The sequence below is a fragment of the Roseibium sp. MMSF_3544 genome, assembly GCF_030732845.1.
GTDB lineage: Bacteria > Pseudomonadota > Alphaproteobacteria > Rhizobiales > Stappiaceae > Roseibium.
The window spans coordinates 183,969-197,531 of the sequence record NZ_JASHKA010000008.1 but is presented as its reverse complement, the minus strand read 5'-3'; the positions used below and the strand labels follow the sequence as shown (position 1 = coordinate 197,531).

The 13,563-nt window shown below is 58.8% G+C and carries 13 protein-coding genes; 1 reads left to right on the top strand and 12 read right to left on the bottom strand.

Annotated features, from left to right (window positions below; all coding sequences use genetic code 11):
- Positions 1–104 precede the first annotated feature (104 nt).
- From RBB47_RS13830 to RBB47_RS13780, 11 genes are all read right to left on the bottom strand, one after another.
- Positions 105–737 (bottom strand): hypothetical protein, encoded by a 633-nt coding sequence (locus RBB47_RS13830; RefSeq protein ID WP_305986400.1) that lies wholly within the window; start codon positions 735–737, stop codon positions 105–107.
- Between the two features lie 80 nt (positions 738–817).
- Positions 818–2,302, bottom strand: coding sequence for a caspase family protein (locus RBB47_RS13825; RefSeq protein ID WP_305986399.1), 1,485 nt, complete (start codon positions 2,300–2,302; stop codon positions 818–820).
- A gap of 142 nt (positions 2,303–2,444) precedes the next feature.
- Positions 2,445–2,936, bottom strand: a complete 492-nt coding sequence (locus tag RBB47_RS13820; protein WP_305986398.1) for a cytochrome c-type biogenesis protein — start codon at positions 2,934–2,936, stop codon at positions 2,445–2,447.
- A gap of 4 nt (positions 2,937–2,940) precedes the next feature.
- A complete protein-coding gene (locus tag RBB47_RS13815; protein WP_305986397.1) occupies positions 2,941–4,929 on the bottom strand; it encodes a heme lyase CcmF/NrfE family subunit in 1,989 nt (662 codons plus the stop codon).
- A gap of 35 nt (positions 4,930–4,964) precedes the next feature.
- Positions 4,965–5,414, bottom strand: coding sequence for a cytochrome c maturation protein CcmE (gene ccmE, locus RBB47_RS13810; RefSeq protein WP_305986396.1), 450 nt, complete (start codon positions 5,412–5,414; stop codon positions 4,965–4,967).
- Positions 5,415–5,472: 58 nt separating this feature from the next.
- Positions 5,473–6,609: a c-type cytochrome biogenesis protein CcmI gene (gene ccmI / locus RBB47_RS13805; protein ID WP_305986395.1), complete on the bottom strand. Its 1,137-nt coding sequence runs from the start codon at positions 6,607–6,609 to the stop codon at positions 5,473–5,475.
- A 115-nt stretch (positions 6,610–6,724) separates the two neighbouring features.
- Positions 6,725–8,158 carry a hypothetical protein gene (locus tag RBB47_RS13800; RefSeq protein ID WP_305986394.1) on the bottom strand — a complete coding sequence of 478 codons (1,434 nt, stop codon included), beginning with the start codon at positions 8,156–8,158 and terminating at the stop codon, positions 6,725–6,727.
- Between the two features lie 151 nt (positions 8,159–8,309).
- The gene (locus RBB47_RS13795; protein WP_305986393.1) at positions 8,310–8,747 is read right to left on the bottom strand and encodes an RT0821/Lpp0805 family surface protein; all 438 of its coding nucleotides are present in this window, start codon (positions 8,745–8,747) and stop codon (positions 8,310–8,312) included.
- A gap of 196 nt (positions 8,748–8,943) precedes the next feature.
- Positions 8,944–10,371 carry an ATP-binding protein gene (locus RBB47_RS13790; RefSeq protein ID WP_305986392.1) on the bottom strand — a complete coding sequence of 476 codons (1,428 nt, stop codon included), beginning with the start codon at positions 10,369–10,371 and terminating at the stop codon, positions 8,944–8,946.
- A complete protein-coding gene (locus RBB47_RS13785; protein ID WP_305986391.1) occupies positions 10,361–11,029 on the bottom strand; it encodes a response regulator transcription factor in 669 nt (222 codons plus the stop codon). The genes RBB47_RS13790 and RBB47_RS13785 overlap by 11 nt, the downstream gene beginning before the upstream one ends.
- 78 nt (positions 11,030–11,107) lie before the next feature.
- On the bottom strand, positions 11,108–11,362 hold the full coding sequence (locus RBB47_RS13780) for a PepSY domain-containing protein (protein ID WP_305986390.1): 255 nt from the start codon (positions 11,360–11,362) through the stop codon (positions 11,108–11,110).
- A gap of 234 nt (positions 11,363–11,596) precedes the next feature.
- Between RBB47_RS13780 and RBB47_RS13775 the strand changes: the two genes are divergently transcribed.
- Positions 11,597–12,256, top strand: coding sequence for a DUF1194 domain-containing protein (locus tag RBB47_RS13775; protein ID WP_305986389.1), 660 nt, complete (start codon positions 11,597–11,599; stop codon positions 12,254–12,256).
- Between the two features lie 65 nt (positions 12,257–12,321).
- Here the strand turns inward: RBB47_RS13775 and RBB47_RS13770 are convergent, their stop codons facing one another.
- On the bottom strand, positions 12,322–13,500 hold the full coding sequence (locus RBB47_RS13770) for a phytanoyl-CoA dioxygenase family protein (protein WP_305986388.1): 1,179 nt from the start codon (positions 13,498–13,500) through the stop codon (positions 12,322–12,324).
- Positions 13,501–13,563: the final 63 nt, after the last annotated feature.

Below are 13,563 nucleotides of genomic sequence, written 5' to 3'. Positions count from 1 at the left end.
CCTCGCCGGCCCCGTTCTTCTTCACTTACCGAGAGCTTGGCAGAACCTGCTGCGGCAACTGGGACCCGCGTCCGGATATGTTCCGGACGGCAAAAAGACCGGCTTCAGGACCGCAAGATCTTCTTCGTCGAATTCACCGCATTGGCAATCCGGGTGTAATGCACTTTCCGCTTCTTGGAGTTCCCGGCCGAGCGAAGCAGTTGTGTTGCCGCCTCCTCGATGATTTTGGTGGCCTGTTGATTGGCACTGCGCAGCGCATCCCGTTTCACGGCGCGGTAGGACTTGTTGCCCTGCTTTGCCTTTTCGGCATTTCTGTCCTGATTCTTGCGGACAATCCCCTTGAGCTGGCGGGAGACTTTGCGCAACTGGGATGTCGCCGCAGCGTAGTCCGGCCTGTTGCCGGCAACACCGGCAGCCTGCGCGTAAGCTTCGCCCAGGCAGTCCAGGCGGTAAACAACCTGCAACCTGTTGCATCGGTCGGTTCCACGCTGAAGCTGAAGGACAATGGCCCGGGTGATGTCGTCCGCGAACGCAATCTGCAACTCGTCAGGAACACTCTGCCGCCCGACAGTACTTGAAGGCACCTGCTGCGCTGGAAAGAGGTCAACCACCATATTGGTCTGCGGGACCTGATCCACCAGTTCGCCACGCGCCGCAAGTGCGGCAGCCGGATTTGAGAAAACCGCACCCAATCCAATGCTTGCTGCCAAAACAACTTTATAAACACAATCAAACATCACACCCTCCGAAAACCGGACTATTCGGCCAAAAATTGCCGTTACATTGATACAGCCGGGGAACACCCCTTGGCCGCACCTTACTCAGAAAGGCCATATGCCTTTCTTAGACCGCGTCTTGTCTGCGGTCCGAATTGACCGTCGATGGCCCCTTCATAAAATGCTCTTTCAGAAAGCTGTGCTTGAAGCGCCCTGCGTGTGCCCTGCTTGAACATCGTCGGGCTCTCGGACAGCAAGTCCAGAACCTGCTCGTTTCCGGTCCTGAGCGCCTGGTACAAGTAGTTCGCCGCGTCCTGCAGACTTCTGCCTTCAACAACGCCATCGTCTATGAGCGCCGCAAAATTGAACATTGCTTCCGGGTGTCGCAAGTCGGCCGCCCGTTCAAAAAACTCAATTCCCTTCTGCGGATCACGGGGGACGCCGAGGCTGCCCTGATAGTGCAAAAAGCCCAGGTCGTTGATCGCGTCGGCGAAATCTTCGTCCGCCGAGCGGCGAAACAGCTCAAGCGCCCGCTCAACATCCTGGTCAACGCCGATGCCCTGTTCATAAAGACGCGCCAGCTCGAACATGGCCTCAGGATCGCCCGCGTCGACCGCCTTGTTCAGAAGACCGACCGCACTGCTCGGGTCGTACCTGTCTTCGTTCGGGTTCAACCGCATGTAGGCCAACCCCTTCAGGGCTCTGACATCCCCAAGATCCGCCAGGCTCACAAGCTGGTTTTCCTGGTCCACCTCAAGCTTCGCCCACGCGTTCTTGCGGTCCTTTGCCTCGAGCGCGTTTACGGTCTGGTTCTGCCCGGCAAGGAAGTAAGGTTCACCGGACAAGGAACCGTAGGTGTACGGTTCCTGGTAGTTGTTGGTGGCCTTGAGGACAGTGTCGCGAATGCGCCTGAATGCCAGCCCGATTTCCAAGTCCCTAGTCAAAAGCGTATCGGAAAGAGCCAGCGCGAACGGGCTGTTTGCCCCCGTGCCATCCAAAGCGATCGCACCAGCTTTTGCGGCGTAAGCGACCAGCGTGCCGCGCTCTGGTGAAGCCGGGGCCAGTCCATTGGAAATCGCAGGATTGTCGAGCGCCACGACCTCGACGCCTTCGTTTTTCGCGAACGGATCATTGCGGCAGGAATCCAGGATGATAATCCGCAGTTGCCGCGCCTTGTCGACGGCAGCCAGTATCTCGTTCAGGGAAATGGAGGTCTGTGCAACGTCCTGCCGCGAGACAGCGTCAGAATCCGCCGGGATCAGAAAATTCTGTCCGCCAACCTCAACGCCGTGCCCCGCGAAGTAGACAAGAGCGACATCCGCCGTCTCTGCCTCAAAGGCGAATTGCTCAAGTTGGGTACGAAACTCGTTCAAACCGACATTGTAGTGCTCGACGACCTCGAACTGCAGCGACTTGAGCGTTTTTGAAATCAGTTCCCCGTCCCGGATCGTGTTGTCCAGTTTGGGCACGCTTGCGTAGTTGGCAATTCCGACGACCAGGGCCAGCCGCTTTTCCGGAAACGCTTGTGACGCCGGGGCTGCCGTCGACAAAGACGCCAGCAAGACGATCCATAGGACCAGACACATTGTCAATGGTCCCGGAAAAGAGCGGTGCGAAAGCTCGCGCAGTCCCCAACCCGGCATGCGGCCTACCATACCTGTTCAATCGTTCGAACCCTGGCATGATTCTCTGGAAACCGATCTGAATCAAGCCTGACAGCACAGCCGATCAGGCGTTTTCATCGCGATCCAATAGCTTTTTCAGACGTTCTTCTTCTTCTGCGGAGAGCTTTGCCGAAGAGGGCGCGGTCAAGAGCTCGTTGCGTTTCGATCTGCTTCGAAGTGCGAGCGTGATCGCCAAAAGACCTGCCAGAAGCGCCACAGGCCCTGCCGCCCAGAGGAAGATCGTGTGCCAGGCAAACCGGGGCTTCAGCAAAACAAATTCGCCGTAGCGGGAAACCAGGTAGTCGATGACCTCACCATCACTGTCTCCGGCCACCAGACGTTCGCGGACCAGAACACGCAGATCCTTGGCCAATGGAGCGTCGCTGTCGTCGATGGACTGGTTCTGACACACCATGCAGCGCAGTTCCGCCGAAAGGGCTCGGGCGCGGGACTCGAGCGCCGGATCATCCAGCACCTCGTCAGGCGTCACCGCAAGGGCTTGTGTCGTCAGCAGCGCGAGCGCCAGCACCAGGCTTGTCAGCAAAGACCGGATCATTGCCCTACTCCGCTGGTGCGGCCTGGGCCGTCTTCCGGCGCGCCGCTGGCTTTGGGGCACCGATGCGGAGCCGGCGATCCGCCATTGAGAACACCGCACCGAACGACATGATCACACAACCGATCCAGATCAACGTGATCAGGGGCTTGAAGTAGACGCGCACGTCGATTGCGCCGTCACCCCGGCTTTCACCCATGGACAGATAGAGCTGCGAGAACCCGATCGTATGGATCCCTGCCTCCGTCGTCGGCATCTGACGCGCGGTATAGATACGTTTTGAAGGGTCCAGTTCCGTCACGAGAGCGCCAGCCTGGCGAATGGTAAAGTGACCCACTTCCTCGGTGTAGTTCGGGCCGCGGCGCGGGGCAGCGCCGTCGAATGTAACCTCGTACCCGGCAAGTTGAACCGTATCTCCAGGGCGCATTGTCACGATATGCTCTTCCTGAAATGCGGAGGCCGTGACGATGCCAAGAACCGTGACACCGACGCCGAAGTGGGCGGTAGCCGTTCCCCATGCCGAGCCGGGCAGCCCGACCAGGCGCGAGAAGGCGCGTTTGGGGCCGATTTCGAACGCTTTCACGCGCGTCACGATTTCAGAAACCGCGCCGGCCATGACCCAGACGGCCAGCCCGACACCAAGCGGCGCAAGTACCTTTTCCATGCCCCACGCCCAGAAAGTCACAAGCGTAAACAAGAGCGCCAGGCCGAAGGCGGCATAGAGACGCTGACTGGCGGCAAGCAGGTCTCCCCGTTTCCACGACAGGATCGGACCGAAGGGAACTGCCAGCAGCAGCGGTATCATCAGCGGACCGAATGTCAGATTGAAGAAGGGTGCGCCAACCGAAATCTTTTCGCCCGTGACGGCATCAAGGGCGAGCGGATAGAGCGTGCCGACCAGAACCGCAGCACAGGCGGCGGTCAAAAAGAGATTGTTGAGAACCAGGCCGCCTTCGCGGCTGATGGGCGCAAACAGGCCACCCTGTTTGAGCATGGGCGCGCGCCACGCATAAAGCGCCAGCGACCCGCCGATGAAGAAGCACAACAGCCCCAGAATGAAGACACCCCGGGCCGGGTCCGTCGCGAAGGCATGAACGGACGTCAGAACGCCGGAGCGTACGAGGAATGTGCCGAGCAGCGACAGGGAAAATGTGAAGATCGCCAGAAGCACTGTCCACACCTTCAAGGCTTCCCGCTTTTCCATGACAATGGCCGAATGAAGCAAGGCTGTTCCGGCAAGCCAGGGCATGAAGCTGGCGTTTTCAACCGGATCCCAGAACCACCAGCCACCCCAGCCGAGTTCGTAGTAGGCCCAGTAGGACCCCATCGCGATGCCGAGCGTCAGGAAGCACCAGGCCAGCAGCGTCCAGGGCCTGACCCAGCGCGCCCAGGCGGCATCCGTGCGCCCGAGGATCAGCGCGGCAACGGCGAACGAGAACGTTATCGAGAAGCCAACATAGCCGACGTAAAGAAGCGGCGGGTGGATTGCCAGCCCGATATCCTGAAGAATGGGATTGAGATCCGCGCCTTCCAACGGCGGATTGACGACCCGCGTGAACGGATTTGAGGTTGCCAGCAGAAACAGGATGAACCCGGCAGAGACCCAGGCCTGAACGGCAAGGGTCGCCGCTTTGAGGTCCTTGGGAAGGTTGCCGCCGAAGAGGCCCACAAGAGCTCCGAAGAACACAAGAATGAGTATCCAGAGCAACATGGAGCCTTCATGATTGCCCCAGACGCCTGTGAACTTATAAAGCAGCGGCTTTGCGGAATGGGAATTTTGCAGAACATTCAGGACGGAAAAGTCCGAATTCAGATAGGCAATGGTCAAGACGACGAACGAAATCAGCACCAGCACGAACGTCGTTACAGACGCCGGTGGCGCGATCGCCATCAACCTTTCGTCACCCGACAACGCCCCCCACAAGGGCAGCACACACTGGACAAGTGTCAGCGCAAAGGCCAGCACGAGTGCATAATGTCCCAATTCAACGATCATCGTCGCGTCCCGTCTTCCCTAAACGGCAAAAACCTCTAGTTGGTTTCTCCCTCGCCGCCTTGCCAATGGCCCTGGTCCTTCAAAGCCTCGGCAACCTCCTTCGGCATGTAGTTCTCGTCGTGTTTTGCCAGCACGCTGTCTGCGACAAAGGTCCCATCCGGTCCGATGATGCCTTCGGTCACGACACCCTGACCTTCCCGGAAAAGATCCGGTAGTATTCCTTTATAGGTAACGGCAACGACGTTCGCCATGTCGGTCACGCGAAAACTGACCTCGGCATTATCCGCCCTCACCACCGAGCCTTCCTCAACCAGTCCGCCGAGCCGGATACGCTGGCCGGCCGGAATGGATTTTTCCGTGATGTCGGTCGGGCTCTGGAAAAACACAATCTGATCGTTCAAGGCAAACAGGATCAGCGCAAGCGCCACGGCCAGGACCGCGCCAGCCGATCCAATCAGGGTCAACCTTCTTTGCTTCCGTGTCATTTCTTTCTTCCGTTTTGCGTCTGGCCGGCACTCGTGTTTGCCGGTCACGTCCAATGTTTCAGGACCCGCTTAACCCAAGAGAGCTGGCCGCGTCCTTGATCAGGGACAATTCTGCCGGATTGTCCGCATAGGCGGCCTGCGCTGCTGCCAGGGTTTCTTCAGCCTTCTGTTGTTCACCAAGCACAACGTAAGCTCTCATCAGCTGGTTCCATTCACCAACGCTGCCTCCCTCTGCAGCTAATCGTTCGGCCAATCCACTCACCATCGACTGGATCATCTCCTGACGGTCTTCGGCGGACATGCCCTGCGATGCGGCAATGTCTGCCTCGGAGGGACCTGGAGCGGGCGCTGCCTGCTCCGGTGGCGTCCCCTTGAGTTGCGCGAGTTGCTGGCGTGCGACATTGACCCAGGGCGCGTTTTCATCCGCTCCGTCCAGAAGGCTCTCCCACGCTTCGATGGCGGCCTCCGCATCGCCCTCCTGGCTCAGCGCGATGGCCAGGAAAAAACGCGGCTTGACGGCGGACGCTTCCAGAGCAACGGCCTGCTCGAATGCCTGCCGTGCATCAGCGGTGACAAGACCCTGATTGGCCATTGTGAGCGCTTCGCCCAATTCCGTCAGCCAGTCCTGCCTCGGCCCCAGGATACGGAGCGCGTTCGCATAAGCCCGCGCGGACAATTGCGGTTGGCCTCTGTTCATGTAGACGGGTGCAATCACTGCCCAGCCTTGGCCATCTTCCGGGTTTTCCGCCAAGTGCTGCTCAACCCGTGCCACCAGCACGTCAACCGACTGCTCTTCGGCGGGTGCGTTCAAGCGTGCAAACAGTGGCTGGTCCGGTTCGTCAGGCGACCCGAGCGCAAGATAGATACCGAGTGAGAACAGCGGCAACGCGATGAGCGCAAATACCTGGGCAATCTTCAAGCGCGCCCCGGATGCGCCACTGCCACCTTGTGTTGCGTTCTTCTCATGCGCTGCCAGCAGGCGGCGTGCAACTTCGGTTCTGGCGGCTTCAGCGGCGCCGGGTTCAATGAGACCCCGATCCAGCTCGCTGTCGATGGCGGCGAGCTGTTCCTTATAGACTTCCTCGTCGGCGTTGCCGGTCACACCTTCTTGCGAACGCCCTGCCCGTGACAGGGGAACGAGAATGGACAACGCTGCAACGACCGTCAGGATCGCAAGTAAAATCCAGAATATCATGAGCGCACTATAGACAGCGCAAACGGGGCAATTGCAAGACGATGAAGCTGTGACGGGCGGTCGCGGCGCTCACGTTCGCGTTGGAGAAAATTCCAGCAATGGAGCGCCTGCGTTCCTATCTGCGCCCGAGCGCGCTGGAAACCAGCTTGCGTTCCGGGGCGGGTTCGCTGGAGGTGTCCTTGTTGGTCGCCTTGGCAATGGCCGCCTGCCTGCTGCGACGGAGCTGGGCGGCGTAATCTGCGCCGAAATAGATATCCGACAACATGATGGCGACATCGACAGCTGCCAACTGTGCGTCCATCTGCTGTCCACGCGTCTTTCCAAGATCCGTGATCAGCGATCTCGTTACAATTTCCAGTGTCTGCTCAACGGTTTGGCGCGTTTGCTTGCCAATCTCGTTGACCGCAAATGTCTCAGAAGCATTGCGCGCCATGGTGACGACGCGCAAGGTCCGGACCGCCTCGTCGACCGCAGCCTGGTCCTTCCTGAGCTGCCCGTCGCTGTCGAATTTCGGCACCTGAAGCGCGCGGCGGATCGCACCATGCGCGTTCTTCAGTTCCTGCGTTACTTCCCCGGAAATGCTGCGTTTGGTATCAGCGAGCCGTTGATGCCACCGGCCGGTCACGGTCAGGTCCATGTCCCGCTCCACCCCGCGCACGAGCGTGTGGTATTCCGAAAGCGCCTGGGAAAAGGCGACCGGGTCCGGATTGTTGTGACGATGATCGAGCGCCAGGATCTGGAGGCGTTCCGCTTCACTCATCACGACGTCCACCAAAGGCGCGAACTGGGAGTCGGCAATGACCTTGGGGTCGGTGTCGCCGACGAGCCGGCCGGCAAATGCACAAAGCGCGGACGGCGCTTCGGCACGTTCGACGAGTGCAGCCGCGATCAGCGGCAGATGATCCGGAAACCTGGCGGAGCACTTGTCGACCAGGCGCAAAACATCGTGGTCCTGCTTCAGCCGGTGCTCGTTGATCCGCTCGGGGATATTCTGCAAAAACGGCACCAGCCACCTTTCGGCGGCAAAAATCTTCTGAATGTCCCTGAGTTCGGCAATGCCGCGCTCGCCGCCAAGCTCGATGCCGATGCGGCGACGTTCCTTGTCGGATATTTCGCTCTTGTGAAGCTGTTCACCGATGGCCTCGACCGCACGGGTTCTCAGAGCCTGTATCAGTGCATCAACCCGTTCGCCGCTGACATGTGCATTGCCGGCCTGATCAAGCACTGTCTTGACTTCGTTGGCGATCACGTCCCGGCTGAGCCATTTCCAGACCCGGTCAAGCATGACCCGGTTGATCCGGCCCTCCTGCCGCATCGACAGGGTTTCGTTGATCAGGAAGTCATTAAGCGGAGAAAAGAAAATCCGTTGCACCTGCGCGCGGCGAAATTCTCCGCCGGGGGTGTCGAGCGTACCCGGTTGCGGTTTACGCATCAGGGCGACGGCTGCGGTCAGGATCAGGTTGAGATGCGGATCCTGTTTGTCCTGCCCCTTGGCCTTTTCCAAATTGCTGACCAGAGCCTCGACCGCCTTTGGGCTGAGACTGCTCAAGTAAGTCTTAATTTTACTCTCAAGCTCGGTCGAATGGGTCATTCAATGGGTCAGCACGGCAATCCGAATCCGGCCGATAATACCGGCACAAGGATTAAGCAATTGTTGAGAGTAAACGCAACGTTATCAACGCGCTTTGGCCGGGCGTGGATTACCCGATGACCATCCAGTCACCCCGGCCGGATTCGCAGGCGGTCCCGCGTGCCTGCAAGGTGCGCCCCTGCAAGACCATCTCATGCGTAAATTCGCGGCACTTGGTATCGTTGACGGTATAGACAGGGCCAGGCCGGACCTGGCCGCTGCGGCCGGTGCGGTCATTCTGCCAGGCAACGGACACGCCAAGACCACGAGACCGCAAGGCCCTGCGTTGCGCATCTTCAGCAGCACGGCGATCGGAGGGATCCAATGCCTCTCCGAACTCATTGTTCACCAGCACAGAAATCGCGGTGTTGGCTTCCGATCCGGCGACGTCTGCGTTCGGATCTCCGAAAAACGATCCAAAACCACTCGGACTGTTCCCACCGGACGTCATGGAGCATCCTGCCAGAACTGCAGCAAGGGCAACACATGTGGCATGGCGAAGACGCATGCTGGAAAGCTCCCAAGGGTATGAAGATCGGTTTAAACCCGCAGATGAATCAGTGATATTTTCAATTTGTGGCCGAACTTGGCCACAACCGTTTCTTTTTGCGTTTCTATCTGTCTTCAGAATAGCACGTTATGCGGGTCCGGTCCTGCCTCACTTCGCGGCAATCAACCGGCATCCGAGGCTGTATCCTCAAAAGCTACGCCCGCATGAGCGCCGGAAGGACAAGTCTGGCTTTCAGTCCGCCGAGCGCTGATCCGTCGAGCTCCAGAGATCCGCCGTAAAGGGCTGCAAGATCGGCAACAATTGAAAGGCCAAGTCCGGTACCCGGAACTGTTTCGTCCAGCCGCCTGCCCCTCTTGACTGCCTCCGCACGCTCTTCAGGAGACAATCCGGGACCGTCATCTTCAACCGTGACAGCGAACATTTCGCGGTTTGTCGCCGGGTCGTCCAGCGGCACCAGGTTGACCGAAACCTTCGACGTTGCCCATTTGCAGGCATTGTCGATCAGGTTGCCGCTCATTTCCTCCAGATCCTGGCTTTCACCCCGAAACCGGATATCGCCGCTCTGCTCAAAACCGACGGACACGCCCTTGTCCTGATAGATTTTTCCCATCGCACGAATCAGTCTTGCCATGACGGGTTCCGTCTCACAGGACACCCCGATGACCCTGCGCTGCGCCGCCATGCGTGCTCGTTCCAGGTGGTGCTGGATCTGGGTGGACATGATGGCGGCCTGCTCGGTCACCTTGTCAGCAAGAGGGCCTTCGGCAGCACGGGCTTCGTTGGAAATGACGGACAGGGGCGTTTTCAGACCATGCGCCAGGTTGCCCACATGGGTTCGCGCCCGCTCGACGATTTCCTTGTTCGACACGATCAGCGCGTTTAGCTCAACGGCCAACGGTGCGATTTCACGCGGCAGCGCTTCGTCGATGCGTTCCGCCTCGCCAAGACGGACCGCCGAAAGGGAAGACCTTAGCCTGGACAGAGGTTTCAGACCGACGCGTACCTGCAGGAAAATCGCCAGAATAAGCCCCAGACCGACGATGCAAAGTGTCAGCGTGACCATCCGTGAGAACTCGGTAACGTCCGCCCAGAATCCGGCAGTCGCGGCCCCCACTGCGATCACGTAGGCGACGTCTCCAATAGATATCCGCTGCTGAAGCACGCGAATTTCGTCTCCGGTCGGTCCGGTGATGAACCCTACACTGCTATCGCCATTGCCGATTGGAGGCGTGTTCAGCGGGTCGCCAACGAGCGACTCGGAAGCATATAGAATACTTGGGCTGTCGGCTCGGCGGACAGTCCAATACCAGCCAGAGAGCGGCAGCGAAAACCGCGGATCCCCGCGATATGCCGGCGCCTTTACCGGTTGCACGACCGGGTCCGCATCGGCATTCGCACCCGCCTCGAGCATTTCCGAGATCAAGGCCTTGATGTGGATTTCAAGCTGCGCATCGAAAGCACGCTCGCTGGCGCGCTGATAGAGGCTGACGAGAAAGACACCGGCGAATGCCAGCGCAACCGTAGACCAGACCGCCGCGACGACAACCAGTCTGGCAGCAAGCGAGCGTTGCGGCTTGCCCGGTGGGTGTGCATCTGTCTCAACACCGGTTTCACTCGTCACCGGCAGCTCCGAGTCGGTAGCCGAGACCTCTGATCGTTTCGATCAGGTCTGAGCCGATCTTCTTGCGCAACCTGCCGACGAACACTTCCACTGTGTTGGAATCCCGGTCGAAGTCCTGATCGTAAAGATGCTCGGTCAGTTCGGTTCTTGAAATCACCTTGCCCTGATGGTGAAGCAGATAGGACAAAAGCCGGTACTCATGGGAGGTCAGCTTGACCGGATTACCGTCAACGGTCACGCGCCCCGCCCGCAGATCCAGGCGCACCGGACCACAAGTCAGCTCGTTGGATGCGTGACCAGCCGCTCTTCTCACCAATGCCCGAACACGGGCAAGAACTTCTTCCATGTGGAAAGGCTTGGCGACGTAGTCGTCCGCGCCAGCGTCGATGCCGGCCACCTTGTCGGACCAGCGATCGCGCGCGGTCAGGATCAGGACAGGCATCGTGCGCCCGTCCCGTCGCCAGTTCTCCAGCACCGACAGGCCGTCAAGCGTCGGCAGACCAAGATCGAGAACGACGGCGTCGTAAGGTTCCGTATCACCGAGAAAGTGACCGTCTTCCCCGTCGGCAACACTGTCAACAACGTAGCCGGCTTCTTCCAGCGCAGCGACAAGCTGACGGTTCAAATCGGTATCATCTTCGACAACGAGAATTCGCATAAGAGGCAACTTCTTGATTAATCGGGCATAAAATTACGATCTGGGCGCGTTTTCCGGCCATCGCAGCGGATATATCAGCTACCGGTTGGCATTGACTGTGACCTTCGTCACCTTGCCGCCTTTCAGCACAGACAGAACATAGACATAGCCACCGCCCTGCTGGCAAAGCTGCGCCTTGACTATTTCTCCTCCGGCACGCCCTGCCACGGACCCGAGCGGGGCCGCCTTGCCGCTTGCGACCGCCTGCCTTGCCTGGGATTGGGACAAGCAAGCTGCTTCAGCCGGCATCACGGCTGCAAAGGTCAGGAGCAAAAAGGCGAAAATCTGTCTCACGAAGGCTGTTCCGGTTCTGTGTCACGCGATTGATGGTCAAGGTGTAATCAATTCTTCCTGAACGCAAGCTGAACCCGCTGTTTAGATTAAATTTGAAAACCGGATTGCCTATGCCGTGCTTGAGCTTGCTGCTAAGCTCCAGGGATGCTCAGGCACTTTGTTCGAACAAACACGGCGCTTTCGTATCCTTCTCACTCCGGCTTGAGCAAATTCTGCCGTCGAAGCGCTGCTGGCTTGAGCCTTCTTCTCGGCGGTCTTTTTCCTGCCTCCGCATCCGCCTGCTCCTTGTCGCTGGTCCTGGCAATGGATGGTTCCTCGAGCGTTGATCACATCGAACACGATCTCCAGCTGAATGGCCTTGCAGATGCCCTCAGCCATCCCGAAGTGGTGCAGGCGATCGAAGCGGTCGGCGGCATTTGGGTCATGAGTTTCGAATGGAGCGGACAAAGACAACACTTCGTACAATTCGGGTGGCAGCACCTGACGGATACTGAAAGCGCCGAAAGCGCGGCAAGCGTTCTCAGAAAGTCCAGACGGGGTTTCATCGGTTTCCCGACAGCAATCGGCTACGCTCTCGGGTATGCATCCGTGCAAATGAGCCGGGCTCCGGAAAACTGTGCGCGCAAGGTCATCGATGTTGCCGGCGACGGCATCAACAATGACGGCTTTCCTCCCGCCAGCGCCTACAAGGCGTTCAATTTTGAAGGGATTACCGTCAATGGTCTGGTCATCGCGGACGAAGACAAGGAACCCGTTGAGTATTACCAGAGCCACGTGATCAGCGGCCCCGGCGCTTTTGTTGAAATTGCCGCTGGATATGAAGACTACGCTCGCGCCATGAAGCGCAAGCTGATCCGTGAAATCATCGGCAATGGTTACGCCTCAGCGGATTGATCCGCAAAGGTCTCTCCTGCCCGCTGTCCCGCAAGACGCCCGATCGGCGCATTTGCCTAGCATCTTCAAGCCTTTCGACGTCCGGCCTGAGCCTGTAATTCAGCAGTGAATGCTTCGACCGGCATGCCTTCAGCCAGTGCTCTCAGAAAAAGCTGTTTCTGGGTTTCCGGTGCCAGACCACCTACCGGCGGGTCCCTGTCCAGGTTCGTCGGGAACGAATACCCTTCCGCGCAGGCGGACACCGCCGCTTCCGTCAACTGTCCTGTCCAGCCTTCCGACTGAACCTTCTTGAGCATTACCGGATAAAGAGCCTCGCACATAGACTGCCGATCGAGCGTTTCCATTGCACGGCAAAAGGCTGAAGAGACCTGGAGCAGATTTGCCAGCCGCTGAATATCGCCGCTCCTGTTTTCACCGGCAGCGTGAAACAGCGCAGGATTGAAAAACACCGCATCGCCTTTCTTCAGCGGCAATTGCACATAAGCGCGCTCGAAAAAGTCCCTGAATGCGTCCTGGCGATAAGCCATGTAGCCGGGCCGGTACAGCTGCGAAAACGGCAGCAATTTGGTCGGTCCGCTTTCAACGGGCATATCGGTGTGAGCAACGGCGCCCTGCAACGTCATAACCGGCGAGAGATCATGCACATGCGCCGGATAACCTGCGCAGATATCGGCGCTTTGAAAACCGAGATGATAATCCCTGTGCGCCTGTTGGGCCGCCCCGCCCGGCCGAACCAGGTTGACCTGCGAGGTCATCTGGTAGTTGGGCCCGAGCCAGGCTTCACTGACCGCAGAAATTGCGGGATTTGCGAAGCACGAGGCAAAGACGTCCGGATTTTCCAGGCAGAGTTTCTGAAGCGAATTCCAGATGCGGTCATTTGCTCCGGCGGCCGCGAAATGATCCGCACCGCCGCCCGAAGCCTCTTTTTCTTTTTCGATGATTTCAAGAAACACGGCCGTTGCCGCATCAAGTGGCGCTGTGTCCTCATAGGCGCCCTCAAGCACCAGGACACCAGCCCCGTCCTTCAGAACGCGCGCCCATTCCGACATGAGACGCCGGCGGTTGTCTGTTCCCGAGAGAACCCGCTCCAAAGCGGGCACACTATAAACCGGGATGTTGGCCTCGATGCCGTCCGCATGCGGTACATCGGATCGGTCGAGCCGCTGATCAACCAGAGCCTTGAAGTCTTCAATGCTGCAGCTACCGGCACTGAAGTACCCGTCCGGGGTAACTTGGCGGTCCATGAATTCCTCCCATTTCCTTTGCTCCAAAGATACCCCTGACAGGACTTGCCATGCTCCAAAAAA